Genomic DNA, 18,293 nt, shown 5'->3' on the forward strand with positions numbered 1-18,293 from the left:
TAGATATCGCATTCTAAAGTTTTATTTAGTTTTCAAACGATACGCATTGCCAGTCATAGCACGAATTCTTATAATGGGGATACCTCTTTATAAAGGATTTGTTGTCATGTTAAAGCAATATCGGACCTTTCTCAGCGCGGTAATTATTATTTTACTATCTACAATAGTAGTCTTGATGATGTATTCGTATACCGTGGAGACCAGTTTAGATACGGTGAAAAAGGATATTCAAACGAACAACCTGAACCGACTTCGTATCTTGGTTAATTCTTTAGATTTCAATGTTGAACAGCTTAACATGTTGTCTGTTGCTCTAAATGCGGAATCTAAAATGGGATTACTGAAATCTGTGGACATGATGGATAATTACGAACAGGACCAGCTTATACTGGATCTCTCGGAAAAAATAAAGCTGCAGAGCTTTACACAGGGTTGGAATGTCCAAATTGACATTTATTCAACTCTGCTGAATAAATGGGTAGGTTCATCCCAAAACGAGACATTCCCTTCAGCTGACTTGGCAGAAGGGCAATGGGTATTGGAAGGGCAACAAAAGTTATTCTCCATGTACAGGAAATATGATCAGTATACCGTCCGGGTAACTTTTCCGAAAGCTAATTTGGAAAATATGCTGGACTCAGCCAAGATAGAAAATAATGATCCCTTCTTCTATTCCTTTGATTCCCTGATCATTGCAAACCGTTCCCATCAGAGTAGCCTAGTCCAGGAACTGGTTTCCAAAATATCTCCAATGATGATGGATAAAAGCGAAGGAACTGAGTTAATAGAAATCGGCAATAAGGATTATATGGTCAGTTTTTTGAAAGCGCAGACATTAGGATGGTATATGGTGGATTATGTTCCTCTGGACAAAGCACTTCAACCCATTGTAAGGACTCAATTCTTCTTTTACATCACCTGTGTTCTGTTATTTTTGTCCGGAGTAATAACCCTGATATTTTTCTATCGAAAAGTGCAAGTCCCGATTCTTACATTGTTGAAAGGTGTCCGTCATCTTCAAAAGGGCGACTTCTCGCACCGGATCAGCAGAACGTCCAATACTGAGTTTGCTATTCTGTATCACAATTTTAATAATATGGCACAGCAAATCGAGGATTTGATTGAAAATGTATACAAAGAAAAAATCATTTCAAGAGAAGCATTGGTTAAACAACTGCAGGCGCAAATTAATCCGCATTTTTTGTACAATTGCCTGTTCTTTATCAATAATATGAACCGTATGGGAAATGACGAAGCTGTGAATGCCATGACCCAGAATTTGGCTGAATATTTCCGCTACACAACGCGGATCAACGATCCGCTAACCACACTTGAGAAAGAAATCGGTGTTGTCCGTAATTATCTTAATATTCAGAGTTTGCGTATCAACCGCCTGCATGCGCAAATTAATATTCCGGAATCCATGATGTCCCTGCTTGTTCCCAAGCTGCTTATTCAACCGTTGGTCGAGAACAGCGTAATCCACGGAATTGAGAAAAAGCAAAGTGCCGGACTCATACACATATCAGGTACTGATGATGGAGATCGGTTGTCTCTGGTAGTAGAAGACGACGGGAAAGGCATGAATCCGGAAGAGATTCGGAGCCTGCTGCATCGCATTGAACAACCACTAGATGATACGATGGGCTGTGCGTTATGGAACATTCGGCAACGGATGCTTATTCAGCTTGGCTCCAAAGCGTGTTTGAATATTACCCAAAATAAACACGGCGGAATTCGCATGGAGCTGGTCTGGGATAAAAGCAGTGAACTGGAAGAATAAAGTAAGTTATCATTTTATCTAGGACTTTTAAGAAATTATTGTTTTGAACAAGCTTAGGACAGCTATATAATTGATACTTAACAAAATGAAACGAAGTTATCATCTTATTTTAACTTTAGAAGTTTCCGGAAGCCGATTAGACTTTTTTGGGTTTCACTAATCTTTTTCAAAGTACCTATTGAGAAATAAAAGAGGAAAGGCAGTAGACAATCTGGTTGTTTGACGATCCAAATGGTCTACTGCCTTTCTATCTACCAAACTCATACTGTAAAACATTGCTCATTGGGGAATCTTTTTAACACTGTCCAACAGCTTGATAGAGTTTCGGTCCTTAAGATTCCTCCTTGTTTAAAAGTTCCAGACCCGCATCGTAAACGGTCCCATTCACACCACTCCACATCCAGTCCCGAAGACTGACACCATGTATGTCAGATAGAGGGAAATTGAAGTCTAGAATCCTCGTATGCTGAGTACCTGGAACTTCCGGCGCCATCCCCGCTGCGGGACTGTCGGTCAGGAAGAGGCCAATACCTGGGAGCTCTGCCTTCAGAACATCGATCATCCCCTTGAGATCCTTCTCAAACTGCAGACACTGCTCCTGAGTCAGCTCTAGTGTACCGTAATCAATAAAGTGTTGATACTTGGCCAGCATAGCATCCCGAATGGAGCAAGTATAAAGATACTTTATATTATTGCCTTTCTCGGCGTAGAGGTTGCGCATCCAGTCAAGACAGATATCGAAGCTATGTACGGGTTTCCATATCCGTTCCTCCGCCTGCCATATATTCCGAGCGACTACCTGCCATTGATCGTAGAGAAGTAACGAACTGTCCGGACAGCATGTCACATCATGGCAATCTGGAAAATAACTCATGACATCCGAAGCTAAGGCCGAAGCACCGAAGGCACCTGCACTGGCGCCAGTAATCAACAGCTTCGCCGGAGGGGATAGGTGCTTGACTGCCTGATCCATTAACCCCCGGTAGTTGCGGTAACCATGATGGTGAAGTACAGCAGGAGATCCGTCAGGTGATGTATAATGGTAATCTCCATTCCCTACATGAAAATCACCTGTAGAGTAGCTCACAAAGATATGGCTCCAATTCCGAAATGGATTAGACGGTTCATCATTAAATATACCGATGTCCAAGATCAAATCGTTGATAGGCATGGTATCTTCAGAAGAGTAAAACGTCTCCCCTGTTACACCTAAGCGGTTAGGCCTAGCAGCAGTATATTCATTAATGGATACCCCTCCGCCAGAAAAGCAGACAATGAGGTTCGGTTCAGTACCTTTACGCAGGTAGCCCCAGTAAGGTGAGCCTCCTGCGCAAACTGCACCAGGAACCGGAATTCTATACCATTGTCCTTCCTCTGGTTCTCCCTCTAAATCCTCGACTTGACGTTCTTTGGCCAACTTAATCCATTCTTCTAGACTTTTTGTCATGATACCCACACTCCTGAGAATTGTTAAAGGAACACACATACCGGCAGACCTGTCATGCCTCTTGATACTTGAGGACGACCTTGATCAGATCAACCAGGTTCTTTTGCACCCGTGCCCGTGGCAAATCCCCGGACCTCAGCGCTGCTTCAATTGGCGTAACCAGTGTATCATCGGGATTCCCAGGTGCCAGCCAGCTTACCCCGGCGGCGAGTGGAGCTGACATTCCTTCATCACCATAGCCGTTCCAGTCTGTCATGACATAGCCCGTGAAGCCAAGCTCCTCCCGCAGGATGCCGCGGAGCAGCTCCTCATCATTTGAACAGTAAGCACCATTTGCCGCGTTGTAGCCGGTCATCACCGTATCCGGTTTATTTACTTCAAAAGCGGTTTCAAATGCTGCCAGATACAACTCCCGTGCAGTGCGTTCGCTCATAATGCTGTGGTTGGTGTTGCGCATGGTCTCGGCGTTGTTAGCAAAAAAATGTTTCATGCAGCTGGAGACACCGGACTCTTCGAAGCCACGGCTTTCTTGGCCAGCCATACGACCAGCGAGGAATGGATCTTCACTAAAATACTCCGTATGTCGTCCGCAAAGTGGATTCCGCTGCAGATTGAGAGCCGGAGCCAGCAGACAGTGTAGGTTCATGTCTTTGGCTTCACGGGCAATGGCTGTGCCCTCGGCATAGGATAGCTCCTCGTTGAAGCTGGCGCATACCGTAGTGGAGACGGGGAAGCCAATGTTGGCCTCAAACATGTTAAGACCATTATTTCCGTCGGCAAAGAAATAGTCCGGGATCTCATATTTGTCCAAGACTTTTTCATTGAAAAGAGTTCCCGCATACCCGTTATCCTCTATGCCCCAACCAGTTTGTCCGCCTACACTCATACGGGCTAACTCATAGTCGGTCATCTGGGCCACAAACTGCTCCACCAGCGCAGGATCCTTCGCCAGATCGGGAAAGCGGATTAGACGGTCTATGGTATGCTCAAGGGGAACATCATCGTTACCAATAGCATTACGGCTATTTTTGAAAGGAAGCTTACCCTCGCACTCCTCCGCAGTATAAACTTTGGTCAATTCACCTTGTGGATACGTCCCGGCAAGGTCCTTGGCTGACAGCTCCTTGACCAGAAAGGGAGGTGCTACCCTGTTCTTTACCTGGGCTACAACGATCTTATCGGGAACGTTCACGGACCAGACCGGCTTCGCCCTATTAGGCGCACCTCCAAGAAGGAAGCTAATTCTACCCGATTCGATGATCCACGCTGCCTCAGCTTCACTGTAGGATTTCAGCCGCTTCTCGCTGACCTCCAGGGAGAGAATCTGAGCCTCGCCGGGGAGCAACTCCTTAGTCTTGGCGAAGGCCACCAGACGCTTGTCCGGCTGCTCCAGTTTTCCCTCGTCAAAGTGAGCGTAGAGCATAATGACTTCCTTGCCTGCTCTGGTTCCGGTATTTTTGACTTCAATCTCCATCTGCGTAGTACATACATCCGTTTTGACTCCTGACTTCAGCTTGGAATCAAAGGTCGTATAACTAAGTCCGTGACCGAACAGGTAGGCTACGGGCTTTTGGAAGGTATCGAAGTAGCGGTACCCGACATACAAGCCTTCTTCATATACCGTGGTTGCGTATTGAAATGGGGCTCCTCCGGAATTGTTCACGATTTGTTCCTTGGTCAGGAAGTTAGGTGCACTCGGATAATCTTCATAGTCGTAGGCCCAGGTGTTAGGCAACCTGCCGGAGGGATTGACGGTGCCTTCAAGAATTTCGGCCAGGGCGCGACCTCCGGCCATGCCAGATAGGCCAGTCAGCAGGACGGCGTCCACACCGAATTCCTCAATCCATGTCGTTTCAATGGGATGGGCCACATTCAGAATGGCAACTGTTTTATCAAAGGCAGCGGTGACTCTCTGAATCAGCCCGCGTTCTTCATCGGTCAAGTAATATCCGCCCTTGTCCTTTGGAGCGTCATGGGCTTCACTACTGCCGCGGGTAATAAATAGAACAGCGGTGCCGTTGCGGTCCTTGGCGCGTGCAACCACATCCTCCGGCGGAAAGACATTCTTCTCTTCGGTATAAAATTCATACAGCTCCTGGTTAAGCTCCAGAGATGAGTACTTCTCAATGCCCTCCTTGACCCGGATGCCATAACGGGGATTAATTTTACCAGCACCCAGACAGCCCAGACGAAAGACCACGGCAGCAGCGCCGAAGACGTTCACACAGCTTCCGGATGACATGGGAAGAGTATTATTATTTTTTAGCAAAACTGCACCTTCACGGGCAGCCTGGAGAACGATGGCGTCGTGCTCCGGATATTTGACCCCGGGCTCGATCCGGGGTAGAGTCTTCAGCTTGAAGGAGAATTCCGGAATCTCCATACCCTCGGTGTCATAGGCGCCAGCATAGCGGACCTCATATTCCTTGTTGTATTCCAACAGGTATTTCCGGACAATGATACCGACCAGTTGACCGAACATCGCCGTAGGCTTTTCGATTAATGGGGCTTCCGTGGCCTTGCTATCGATATAGACCATACCGGGTTGCTGAGGATCGATGTGCTTGGAAGATTTGATACAGAAACAACCAGAATAGACTAAGGAGATCATAGACTCCCGGCGATCCATTTCGTCAAGATTGTACACAGGTTTTTGGAGAAAAGACATAGCTGCCTGGTTGTCGTCATGCAAACCAGCAAGTAACTCAAATGTTCCGTCGTTCGGCATAAAGTTCCCCTCTTTCTTAGTCATGGAGCATCCGGCTTTCGCCGGATTATAATTGAAAAGCGCATCATAAGTGCTCACTTTTGCGTTTTACAACTTAATTATAGGTTCCCGTAATTAGTCGATGATATAAAGGAATATAAACATACATATCGCATTTCAAGTTCGGCAGCATGATTGAGTCACTCATTTGCCCTGGCCAATACTCTAGAAGCAATTGAACTAACAATAAAGCAACACCGTAAAAAATGCAGCACCTGTTGTATGTTAACAGAGTGCTGCATAACGAAATATCAAACTAATATTTTTTGTTTAATAGATTTAACCCATAACTTTTCACATTACCATTTACAGCGTCATCCATCCATTCAGCAATACTTTTATCATCTGTAAATTTTTTAAATACTTGAGACCCAACTGATATGGTATGTTGAGTTAAATGTGTATCTTTGTTGATCGATCCTTCGAAAATAAATACTCCAACACCTGGTATTTTTTCTTGAAGATCATTAACCATTTCTTTTAAATCACTTTGAAAAATATCTCCTCTTTCCCTAGATGTTGCATAAGTTCCATCAGTTATATAGCCTTGATATTTAGAAAGCAATGAGTCTCTTACAGAACAATCAAATAAAATTTTGACTCTATCATTATAATTTTCTTTTAAAGCAACTAAGCTATCTAGTGTTATATTGTCCGTTGTTAATCTATTAGATATTTTTTGTGGTGCATGCCATATATTCTCCGCAGTCTCATGCCATTTGTCATATAAAAGAAGTGAACTATCTACGGCAACTGTAATATTTTCAGTGTTTGGAAAATGACCAATGATGTCATCAGCAAGAATTGCTGTGCCAAATCCACCAGCAGAAGAACCTGTGATTACTAAAGCTTCCGGATCATTATCGATGTACTTCAATGCCTCATCGAGCATTTTGGTATAGTTAATATAGCCATAATGATATTTTACATCTTCTGTACCGTCTTCTTTTACATATTCATAGGCTCCAGCTCCAGCATGAAAGTCTCCTGTTGAATAGGGTACTGTAATTACAGTCCAATCTTTAAATGGATTTTTACTTTGAGCTCCACTAATTCCCCTTTTGGCTAAGTTATCACCGCCTACGTTAGCTACATTATAAAAGCCATCTTTAATACCTTTTATATTTGGTCTTTCTTCTGTGTAATCATCTATACTAACTCCGCCACCATAGAACTTAATTAAGACTTTATTTTCTTTTCCGATTTTAATATTGCCGTGCCACTGTTCACCCAAAGCGGACAATGCTCCTTTTGGATAAATGTTATACCATTTTCCAACCTTCGGATTATCCATTATTTCTGGAAATTCAGCCGTTATATAATGTTTGAGGGCAATGAATCCACTAACGCCTATTGCAATAATTACCAGCAAAAGTGTACCTGCTATTTTCAGTCCTCTTTGTTTTCTCTTTTTTGAATTCCTAGCTGTCATAATTCCCTCCTTGACTTTCTGGTGAAAGTAAAAATCTACTTCTCCAGTTTAAAATAAATATAAAAGTACCTGCATATGGTGGTTTAAACTTACCCCTTCCTCTTTTCCTTGCAAGTAGACTCTATATGCTGCAATGGCTCTAGCGTAGCAGTATAAAATAAACTGAAGATCAACTGATAAGTTTATTTCAGCAATAAAAGCATTGATCCTTTTAACTGCGGAAGAAAGGCAAAACTACTTTGACATTAGCATTAGGGAATTTGAGCGTTTTTTCTTGTTTTCCATTAACGTGCTTACAAACACATGTGGGAAAGAGATTACCGTGAGTCTGAATTAGTAAAGTGGTTTACAGTGGTATTGTAATGAGGGGATTCAGTTTAATATTTAGGAAGGCATTGATATGAATAAATAAACGGGAAAACTAACACCGCTAGTGTCGATACAAACACGGCGCTAGTCTGTTCTAAGCATTTAACTGTATGAAACAAAGAATTCAGAAAATTTCGAACAAAGCGAGTTTGGTCTATTAAGTCAAGATCATTTATTTTGAGAAGAAGCCCAAGAGCCACTTCTTTTCTATCGTTGAGCAAAACCCTGAGGCCAAATCAAAGGCAACCAACATGCTTGTTTATCCTTGATATGTCCTCACGGCCTAGTTATCTCGTCCTTAAACAACCGCTGTATAATAGTTTTCCTGGAGTTCCTTGCCATTTCTCGCTTAGTACACTGGAGATCGCCAACATGCGATCCATGATGGAGAACATATAAAGATACCGGACTGTGAGACCCTAACGTTTCTTATTTACTGCTGATCACCTTATGTTAGAGAACTGCCTTAATGAAGCATCAATCCGCTCAATTGCGCTTTCCGGCTGGCCGATCATTGTCATTAGATCCCGAAGCTTTATCATCTTAAAAAATGGGGTCATACTCAACCCTTTTCCCGTTTTCTGCGCCACAATCGCGCTTATAACCGCAATGACCTCTGCAAGTAACTGCTGCACCGCCTCCGGCTGCTTACGCAAATGAGCCATGGTGCAGTCTGCAGACAACATTGTATCCCAGTCTCCGTTGACCCTACTCGAATAAGCAGGGGCACTGAAGCCCTCCGATTGCAGCGTGCCGAACACTTCTGCCAGCCACTCGATGCTGTCCTGTACCCAATGGGAAACACGGCTGCAGTTTTTATTGGGATTCAGATAGCTTTCGCCGGTGCTAAATCCATGCATACCATAAGCATAGATGTGAGACTCAAACATGATGCCGTTAGCAAGCAGCGCCTTCTCAAAGTCCACCGTGTCTTGAACAGACACGATATTGTCATCTCGGGTAGCAAACAAGAAAACCGGACAAGTATCTTTGTCGACATCATTAATCGGCGAAGGCATACCTGGTTGGCACATATCGGCCGTTTCCTGCGACAAAGCTGCATAGCCAAGGATCGCCGCATTAGGTCTGTGTTTTCCTTTAGTAGCTGCACAAGCGGCCAGATGTCCACCGGCCGAAAACCCGAGAACCGCAATTTTGTCCGTCTGCACATGCCATTCATCCGCCCTGTTCAGGATTAGATCCATGGCCTGCTCGTAATCATTCAGTGGATTAGGCCAATCTTTGTGCTCCCCGGTTGAATAACGGAGAATGAAGGCCTGAAACCCAGCCTTCAGATAAGGAGCAGCGACAACCTCTGCTTCCCGGTCGGAGCAGAAGCTGTATCCGCCGCCGGGCAGAATCAGAATGGCGGGGCGCTTCTCCAGCTTGCCGAATTCACCGCCCACGTTTTGTATCCAAGCCGAAAACTTCACATTTCTTGTTTCATTTAAAATTATTTCATGTGTCTTCATATGTTCTCAGACTCCCTTTTCTATAATAATAGATGGTCGTGTCTTGACCCCCGCCAGTCTAAGTACTATATGGATAATACGTGCGGCACTGCCCTGGACTTCATCCCGCGTCAATGTGACAGCTTTGTTGGTACCGGCAAGAGCCGTCAGCACATCCGTGTGATCCGCTTCGCCGCCGGGCATCATCACATCGTTGCCGGCCTTAATGCTCTTTGCTGCCGTGGCATAAGGATACTTTTTTATCCCATGCTGAACACCGTTAACGACCCAGTCTGACATGACTATGCCGTCAAAGCCCCATTCCTCGCGCAAAATACCGGTGATAATGTCCTTACGCTCTGAGGTGTGCACCCCGTTAAGCAGATTGTAGGAGGTCATCAAGGCGTAGGGCTGCGATTCTTCAATACAGATTTTGAACCCGCGCAGATAAATGTCCCGTAGGGCTCGCTCGCTGACGACACTGTTGGAGCGGAAACGGTTGGTTTCCTGATTGTTAGCTACGTAATGCTTGATAGTTACGCCACACCCGGGATGACTCTGCACACCACGCGTAATGGCTGCGGCCACTCTGCCGCTGATGAGCGGATCTTCGGAGAAGTATTCATAATTCCGGCCGCACAGCGGGCTACGATGAATATTAAATGCAGGGGCAAGCCACAGATGCACACCGAATCGCTCCATCTCATCACCTACGATATCGCCGCAAGCCCGGCAGAAATCCAGATTCCAGCTTTGAGCCAGAGCCGTGCCGATTGGCAGCGCGGTACAATACTGGTCAAAAATCCTGCCGCTGCGCTCCACTCCTCCCGATTTCTGAAATCCAAGAGCCGCCATCACCGTATCATCCATAAAGTCAACAAGCGTCGGTGGAATGGATTCTCCCACGGCGTAAACACCCAACTCATCAATACCGTACTGGCGGCTGAGCCGCAGACCGGCTGGTCCGTCTGACATGACCAAAGAAGGAATGCCCTTTTCTTTTAGCCGCGTAGTGGTCTCACCGGCCGCGCCGGCCACCGTGAAGGCTGCGTTGCCGATAACGCTGCCGCTTTCATTGCCGGAGCGGTAATTCCCTATACAGAGCCAGGCCAATTCACTGTCTGACAGACCTTCGACCATATTCCTTACAGCAGAGTCGATTTCCGGTACCGCAGGATTCACCCCTGCAACAAAGTCATCGGCACTAAGAATCAATACCGGAGCATTGGCTCTTTTATCGGATTCCCCGGCATAAGTCCATTGCTGAGCTTCCGGCTTCCAGTCCTCGAAATCCGGCGTGCCGCCTGCGTGGGATAGCTGCCGCGTAATTACCTCCTGGTTCATGCGAACGATGCCGCAAATCTGGGTGTCCCGGCTGCTACTGCCCACACGCAGCAGATAATCTCCTGCTTCCAGCACATCAACCGTACGCTCTGTGTCGTAAGAAGTGAGTTCTTCCATTGCAAAGCTCAGCATTATTTGTTGTCCCTGTCCTGCGTCTAACTCTTCGGTCTTGGCAAATGCTGCGAGCGTCTGGAATGGTTGATCCAGCTTCCCGGAGGGAACCGAGACGTACAACTGAACAACTTCCTTGCCAGAAGTAGAGCCCACGTTTTTCACAGTTACGTTTACGTTGACACGGCTACCATCCAGTGAGGCAACAGACTCAACAATACTGAATTTTGTATAGCTAAGCCCGAAACCGAAGGGGAACAGCGGAGTTTGGGATACACTGTCAAAATAGCGGTAACCGACATAGACTCCTTCTCGATAGCGGGTGTCGTCCTCAAGGCCGAAGTCTCCGATTGGAGAATAATCTTCCCAGGCGGCCCAAGTGGTCGTCAGCTTGCCGGAAGGACAGTTTTTGCCAAGAAGCACGTCAGCTAATGCATCGCCGGTGACCACACCAAGTTGGGATAAAATTAGGATATTCGGTACTTCTATTACCGGGGTAAGGTCAACCACACCGCCAACATTCAGGACCAGCATGAATTGTTTGTAGGTATTGGCAATTGCCCTAATGTCGCGGATTTCGGTTTCTGTCAGCAACACGTCACCGCCTACGACATTACGGTCAGATCCTTCTCCCGAATTACGAGAAAGCACGTAGATCGCAGTATCGCCCGCTTCTTCAATCGGCAGTTCATATTCCGGTTCAGGCATCACGGCGCCCATTCCCAGCATGATCGCTGGAACGCCGGTGGCTTGAGCTTTGAACTTGATGCCAGCGACAAACTCCTGATGAGCCAGCTCCTGCACACGATCGTAACGATCCATCCAGTCCTTGGTGGTGATGTTAAACCCAGCTTTCTCCAAACCTTGCTCCACTGTGACATAGAACCGAGAGTTTACGTCACCTGAGCCGGTACCGCCTTTGATCGTCTGGCGCGAGCCACTGCCGTAGAGAGCGATTTCGCCGTTTTTGCTAAGTGGGAAATCGCCATTTGCCTTCAACAGAACCATACATTCTGATGCATGACGCCGCAAGGTCTCAATATGCTCCAATTCATAGGGATATAACTCCAATAACATCGTTCTCCTTTATTTGGTGATCTGTTTAACTTTGTCACTATATACAGCTAATTTAGGCTGAAGCACACCACTCAATGATCAGGAATCATTTATGGCGGCTACACTCTTTATTATAGGTGAGCGCATTTTGACGAATATATAGAGGAATTCAATCATATGTATCGCATTCTTAATGTGACTTAAGTGATTGGCTCAACCCAGTAGCCTATTACGAATATGAGGAGAATACAGCTGGAAATGCTCAAATGCAAAAAAACAGCTGACGCCGGAATTGTCCGGTTACCAGCTGTTTTTACGTTAAATACATCCAGTTTATCTATAGAAGACTACGCTAAATTTACTGCCTCTTCCCTGCTCGCTTTGTACGATAATATCGCCATTGCACAGTTCTATTATACGTTTTACAAGAGGAAGTCCAAGCCCGTATCCTTTTTTAGCATGAGAAGAATCGCCCTGAAAGAACTTATCAAAAAGATGAGCTTGCGTATGTTCATCCATGCCAATCCCGTGATCCTGGATACTAAAATGAATCTCTTCATTAAAGATGGCAAGGGTAATTTCAATCAAACCATCTGTATGGGAAAATTTAATGGCATTATCCAAAAGATTGATCCAAATCTGCTGGATCACTTCTTCATTTCCACTGTAAACGACTTTGTCTAATTGCAAATTAATGGTTATATCCTTAGCTGACCACTTAGGTTCCATTAATATGATGGTTCTTCTGATCTGTTCATCTAATCTAAACGGATTTTTATCCATTAGAATTTCAAGATTCTCATATTTCGCCAAAGTAAGCACATTGGTGGAGAGCGTAGCTAAACGCTCAGATTCCTTGATGATAATATCAAGATATTCTTGCCTTTCTTCCTCAGATAAAGGATTCTCTTTTAGAATTTTGGCAAAACCACGAACCGAAACAATAGGCGTTTTAAATTCATGGGAAAAGTTATTGATGAAATCACTTCTTAGCGTCTCAATACTCGCAAGTTCTTTCGTCATTTTATTAAAGCTTTCTGACAATTCTTCTAATTCTCCAATTCCTTTCAAATTCACCTTTACGCTAAAGTCGCCATCTGCAACCCTATGGATGGAGTCAATGACCTTGCGTATAGGATTCAATGCTTTTTTGCTGAGAAATGCAGTAAGTGAAGTTCCTATCAATACGCATAGGCCGAAAAGGAAAAGAATTGAAAACAGACGTTCACCTAATCCTTGGCTCGGAGAAGGAGCAAGCGAAATAATATCCAGATTTTGCAGGAGAATGCTAAAGCCGATTAACAGTAGCAATGTAGCCACCAACACACCGAAAACAAACATGACCAACGTGATCGTAAGACTTATTCGTTTGCGAAAAAATTCTTTCATTTGGTTTGGAGCACCGCCTTATAACCGAGTCCTCTAACCGCGATAATCTCAAACTCTTTCCATTCTCGAAAACGGTTACGCAAGCGATTGATATGGACTGTTAGTGTGTGGTCATCTGTTTCCGATTCCATACCCCAAATTTCATCCATAAGCTGCAAACGGGTGAATATCATGTTTGGATATGAAAGTAATTTAAATAACAGGTAAAATTCTTTTGCTGGAAGGATGTTAACTTCTTCTTCGCGTGTTACTGCCAGCGTATCATAGTCGAGTACAACGTTCCCGATGGTTAGCTTGTGTTCACTGGCAATCCGCGCTCTGCGAAGGAGGGCTTTAATCCGGAGAACCAGTTCCTCTTCATCTACCGGTTTTGTCATATAGTCATCGGTGCCAGCAAGAAATCCCTGCCTTTTATCTTTCGGTTCCTGTTTGGCTGTAACCATCAAGATCGGGAGGTGTTCCGATAATACCCGAAGTTGCCGTGTCAATTCGTAACCGTCCATCTTCGGCATCATTAAATCAAGTACCACTAAATCTATATGTTGCCTCTCAATGATCTCAAGCGCTTTTATCCCGTCTTCGGCCCAGTATGTTTTGAATCCTCTCGTTTGTAAGACCACACACATTAACTTTCTGGTACTTTCGTCATCCTCTACCACTAATATATTTAACATATAAATATCTCCTTCAATTACTAATAAGTTATCTCATTTTATCGTTAAAAGGTAAATTGAACATAAACAATATCGTTTAAATCAATTGATTTTCAGTTTATTTTGTAAAGGTACATTAGAGCCATTGTAGCATTTACTGACAAGAAAACAGGAGGAAGCAAATGAAAAAATCAAATGATTTAAATTCTACCAGAAAAAAGCACAAGATACTGAACATATAGGGGAACGCTCTTTATCGCTAACGTTAATATAGCAGCTTGTTTCTTATATGTACGTACACATCCATTATTGGCTTCATTCAAGATGCTTAATACAACGAGCAACCGATTAATTCCTATGAACCTTTTAATCCACCTTGAAGAAGAATAAAAATCAATAGCATACTCAATGTGTATTACACAAGTATGCTGAGGAATATCCTAATATAGATAGCTAAATTAAAAAGACCGACGATCGTTCCCTTTCATGGTGGGGGTTATTTTGCAGTAGGCAAGACAATGAAAACCCAATGGCAGTAAAAGATGATGCCAATATGCTATTCGATAGTTGTGGAAAATGGATGCGATCTGATTAAACTCAGTTATATTTAGTGCCTGAGTATAAGTTTCCGGTGCCTTATCATTCAAATGAATCAAGCCATTGTTATTATGGGTAGAAATTAAATAACCGTTCCCAGATTAACTGGGAAACGGCTAAATGTTGTTCATTCATTTTATTTAACTTGGATAGCAAAACTCTATTTAAAGTTCATTATGTTCTCGTCTAATACGAAATTTCAAATATTAAAGATTAATACCTTTCATACTATCCACATCGTATCTTCCCCCTTGAACGGCTGATTCAGGGCTAACAGCTTCAATTCGTGCCAAGTCATCTGATGTCAACGTGATATCCGCAGCACCGGCATTCTCCTCTAAATAATGGACACGTCTTGTACCCGGAATAGGCAGTGCACCTTTAGCGATTGACCAAGCCAATGCCAGCTGTGAAGGAGTACACCCTTTTTCCTTAGCAATTGTTATAATCTCATCTACAATGTCAACATTCTTCTGAAAATTATCTGGTTGAAACCTCGGTAAATATCTACGAACATCGTCGGCAGCGAGATCCTCAAATTTACGTAAGTCTCCTGAAATAAATCCACGACTTAAAGGGCTGTAAGCAACAAACGTAATACCTAGTTCATTGACAACTGGCAGAATTTCGTTCTCTACTTCTCTGCTCCATAAAGAGTATTCCGTCTGTAGAGCAGAAATAGGATGGACTGAATGAGCACGTCTTATCGTTTGTGCTGATGCTTCGGATAACCCGAGAGAACGAACTTTCCCTTCCTTAACTAACTCTGCCATAGCTCCAACTGTTTCTTCGATTGGAACATTCGGATCCACGCGATGTTGATAGTAGAGATCAATATAATCGAGATCAAGTCTTTGCAGACTATCCTCTACCGCTTTTCTTACATAGTCGGGATGCCCATTCACTCCTTGAAAATTAGGGCCAATTGCGAACTTGGTAGCAACAACCGCTTGATCTCGACGACCTTTCAGTGCTCTTCCGAGCAATTCCTCATTGTGCCCATTTCCATATACATCCGCAGTGTCTAACAATGTAACACCCAGATCCAATGCTCTTTCAATCGTTTTGATTGATTGATTATCATTACTCTGACCATATACTCCGGACATACCCATAAGACCTAAACCTATGGAAGAAACTGTAATATCACTATTGCCTAATTTTCTTGTTTTCAATGCACTCTCTCCTTTGTGTGTGGAATCGAGATAAGCATATCACCATCAAACAAACTTTACAACTTTTATATTTAGTGTTAACTAAGTAACGTTTATAAAATGTTTATTTTCAGTTATACTATTCAAATAAGGGGGTGACTAATTTGAAGGATGAGCAAAAAAAAATGCAGAAGTTTCTTCAAACCCAGGAAAAATTACTTTTCAGATTATTACCATTTATACGAAAGAGTGGATTTCATTCTTTGAGTATGGATGAGATAGCAAAGATCATGAATATTAGTAGAGTTACTTTATATAAGTATTTCTCAACAAAAGAAGAGATTATTCAGATCGTTACCAATACAATTATTGATTACTTTAAAGAGGTGGTAATTGGGAAACCACCAGAAGAAGAAGGTTTGTATGCTGTGCGCTTTCAGCAGCTATTTGAACAATCTGTTTCTTTAACGATGTTTGTTACTGAGGAGTATAAACATGATCTTTTTAGTGTTTACCCAGAAATTTACGAACAATTATTAGTCGTCACACAAGAAAGAGAAAAACAATTGCTCACCTTTTATCAAGAAGGTATGAGAAATAGTGTATTCAATGAATTAAACGGACAAATACTAATTTTGCAGGACCAATTATTAAATACGATGTTAGATACTAAATATCTGTTAATGCATGGTTTGACTATCGAACAAGTACTTTATGATTTTTACAAATTAAAAAAGGTACAGTTATTCAAACCTGAAAAGCTCCATTTGGTGGATGATAATCTCATCGTTCCTCATATCGATTATTTAACCCAAAAAATTTCAAAAACTTTATTTGATACTAGACAATAATTTCTATTTTGTGAGACATTCGGATAAGAATGAGTCTACGCTGTTTTGCATAAACCAATCACGCCACTAACTACTCCTTCCTTTCTGAAGAGTGAGTATTTCTTCTTATAGACTTAGTTTTTTCAACGGAGATTTTTGGTGAGCTAAACATAAAGTGAACTCTAACAACGAAAGGATATTCAATCATGTATAGTATCAGCGAGATCGAAAGAATTACCGGCCTTCGTCCGTCTACTCTTCGCTATTATGAGCAGGAAGGTATATTGCCTCATGTACAGAGAGGTACTTCAGGTAGGAGAGAATATTCGGATGAGGTACTCGAATGGCTTGAGTTGGTCATTGCTCTGAAAGACACTGGAATGTCGATCGATGATATTAAGGCATACACAGAGTTGATTCGGCAAGGTGATGTATCGTTGGATGCCAGAAAGTATTTCTTGTTGGAGCATAAGGCCAAGGTAGAACAGTCTGTATCACTGACGCAATTCCATTTGGAAAAGATCATTAGCAAGATCGCGATTTATGATGGTTTAATGTTTTAAAAGATGAAATAGAAGATTATTAAAAATAAGTATTGACTTCAAGTTAACTTTAACATTTAAAGTATGGTTATCAACTTGAAGGAGTGATTATATTGTCTCAACAAGATAAGGTTTGGTTTATTACTGGATGCTCAACAGGGTTTGGACGTCAGATCGCTGAACAAGCGATTCGTGCTGGATATAAAGTGGTTGTAACTGCTCGTAATGTGGAGCAGATCACAGATATTACCACAGGTCATGAAGAAAGTACGCTCACGCTCCCGTTGGATGTGACCAGTCCAGATCAGATCCGTACGGCTATTGATCTAACGATTGAAAAGTTTAATCGTATTGATGTCTTAGTGAACAATGCGGGCATCGGATATTTCAGTTCAGTAGAAGAAAGTATTGAAGAAGAGACTCGCCGCATGTTCGAAATCAACTTTTGGGGGCTGATGCATGTAACAAATGCCGTACTTCCTCACATGCGCAATCAAAAAAGCGGACATATTATTAACTTTTCTTCTATTGGTGGTCTGACTTCATTCCCTACACTTGGATATTATCACGCTACAAAATACGCAGTAGAAGGGATTTCGGAAAGTCTTGCCCAAGAACTTGCTCCTTTTAATATTCATGTGTCTTTGATTGAGCCAAGTAGCTTCCGCACAGATTGGGGCGGTCGCTCTTCTGTGAAGACCGAGACATCCATACCTGAATACAAGGAATCCATTATAGGTCAAATGTTGCAAGGGGTTCAACTTGGGGCTGGTCAAGAAGCAGGTGATCCTGTTAAATTAGCCGAGGCACTCATTCATATTGTTGAAATTCCCGCCCCCCCTCTCCGTTTGCTTCTGGGGCAACAAGCTTATCAAGCGGCCAAACACAAATTCACCCTCCTGCTTGAAAGCATGGAAGAATGGAAAGAAACAACCATTGATGCGGATTACCAAGATTAAAATTTCTTGATTTAATAAGCGTTTCATAATGTAAGAACGTCAATCGGAACACGTTTTTTGTCCTTGGCTCGGTACAAGAACGTGTTCTGATAAATAAAAATCCTCTTAAAATGGGGCCATTATGGTGCCAACCTCATGAAAGAAAACCATCGGTGAAGACTAATGGTTTTTTTAGCATATTTTTTGATTCGTAATGTTTCTGAAAAACCAATAATGTTTATCATGTAAAATCCCCCCTACAGTTGTCTATTCTGATGAGATTGTAAACTGAGAGACAAAAACAACTCTAGTTGATCTTGAGTTTATTTTATACAGCTATACTTAGGTCATGCAAAACATGAGGAACGTTTCTCGTTCAATTGAATCGCATACAATCGAGATTTTAGGTGCAGAATATGGGTAAAATAAT

At 43.0% G+C, this 18,293-nt stretch carries 12 protein-coding genes; 4 read left to right on the forward strand and 8 right to left on the reverse strand.

Translation table 11 applies throughout. The features are described from left to right. Nucleotides 1-106: 106 nt before the first annotated feature. Nucleotides 107-1,783 (forward strand): sensor histidine kinase, encoded by a 1,677-nt coding sequence (locus AC6CIF_RS21680; protein WP_498201502.1) that lies wholly within the window; start codon nt 107-109, stop codon nt 1,781-1,783. A gap of 331 nt (nt 1,784-2,114) precedes the next feature. Here AC6CIF_RS21680 and AC6CIF_RS21685 read toward each other — a convergent pair whose 3' ends face one another. The 8 genes from AC6CIF_RS21685 to AC6CIF_RS21720 form a co-directional block, all read right to left on the reverse strand. Continuing rightward, a complete protein-coding gene (locus tag AC6CIF_RS21685) occupies nt 2,115-3,230 on the reverse strand; it encodes a pectin acetylesterase-family hydrolase (RefSeq protein WP_498201503.1) in 1,116 nt (371 codons plus the stop codon). A gap of 52 nt (nt 3,231-3,282) precedes the next feature. Next, complete coding sequence (locus tag AC6CIF_RS21690; protein WP_498201504.1) at nt 3,283-5,958, reverse strand: glycoside hydrolase family 3 protein; 2,676 nt, start codon at nt 5,956-5,958, stop codon at nt 3,283-3,285. Between the two features lie 295 nt (nt 5,959-6,253). Then, nucleotides 6,254-7,429 carry a pectin acetylesterase-family hydrolase gene (locus tag AC6CIF_RS21695; protein ID WP_498201505.1) on the reverse strand — a complete coding sequence of 392 codons (1,176 nt, stop codon included), beginning with the start codon at nt 7,427-7,429 and terminating at the stop codon, nt 6,254-6,256. A gap of 812 nt (nt 7,430-8,241) precedes the next feature. Beyond that, entirely contained in the window at nt 8,242-9,204 is a 963-nt protein-coding gene (locus AC6CIF_RS21700) for an alpha/beta hydrolase (RefSeq protein WP_498201506.1), read from the reverse strand. A gap of 72 nt (nt 9,205-9,276) precedes the next feature. Further along, on the reverse strand, nt 9,277-11,781 hold the full coding sequence (locus tag AC6CIF_RS21705) for a glycoside hydrolase family 3 protein (RefSeq protein WP_498201507.1): 2,505 nt from the start codon (nt 11,779-11,781) through the stop codon (nt 9,277-9,279). A gap of 312 nt (nt 11,782-12,093) precedes the next feature. Next, the gene (locus AC6CIF_RS21710; protein ID WP_062329864.1) at nt 12,094-13,149 is read right to left on the reverse strand and encodes a HAMP domain-containing sensor histidine kinase; all 1,056 of its coding nucleotides are present in this window, start codon (nt 13,147-13,149) and stop codon (nt 12,094-12,096) included. Continuing rightward, entirely contained in the window at nt 13,146-13,823 is a 678-nt protein-coding gene (locus tag AC6CIF_RS21715; RefSeq protein WP_249913638.1) for a response regulator transcription factor, read from the reverse strand. Before AC6CIF_RS21715 ends, AC6CIF_RS21710 begins: the two co-directional genes overlap by 4 nt. Nucleotides 13,824-14,605: 782 nt before the next feature. Next, the gene (locus AC6CIF_RS21720) at nt 14,606-15,574 is read right to left on the reverse strand and encodes an aldo/keto reductase (RefSeq protein WP_498201508.1); all 969 of its coding nucleotides are present in this window, start codon (nt 15,572-15,574) and stop codon (nt 14,606-14,608) included. Between the two features lie 143 nt (nt 15,575-15,717). On the opposite strand from AC6CIF_RS21720, the gene AC6CIF_RS21725 reads away from it, so the two are divergent. The 3 genes from AC6CIF_RS21725 (at nt 15,718) to AC6CIF_RS21735 (ending at nt 17,884) form a co-directional block, all read left to right on the forward strand. Beyond that, the gene (locus tag AC6CIF_RS21725) at nt 15,718-16,404 is read left to right on the forward strand and encodes a TetR/AcrR family transcriptional regulator (RefSeq protein ID WP_498201509.1); all 687 of its coding nucleotides are present in this window, start codon (nt 15,718-15,720) and stop codon (nt 16,402-16,404) included. Between the two features lie 185 nt (nt 16,405-16,589). After that, on the forward strand, nt 16,590-16,946 hold the full coding sequence (locus tag AC6CIF_RS21730) for a MerR family transcriptional regulator (RefSeq protein WP_498201510.1): 357 nt from the start codon (nt 16,590-16,592) through the stop codon (nt 16,944-16,946). Between the two features lie 83 nt (nt 16,947-17,029). Continuing rightward, the gene (locus AC6CIF_RS21735; protein WP_498201511.1) at nt 17,030-17,884 is read left to right on the forward strand and encodes an oxidoreductase; all 855 of its coding nucleotides are present in this window, start codon (nt 17,030-17,032) and stop codon (nt 17,882-17,884) included. The last annotated feature ends 409 nt before the right edge of the window (nt 17,885-18,293 follow it).

This window comes from Paenibacillus sp. GQ49, assembly GCF_059759055.1.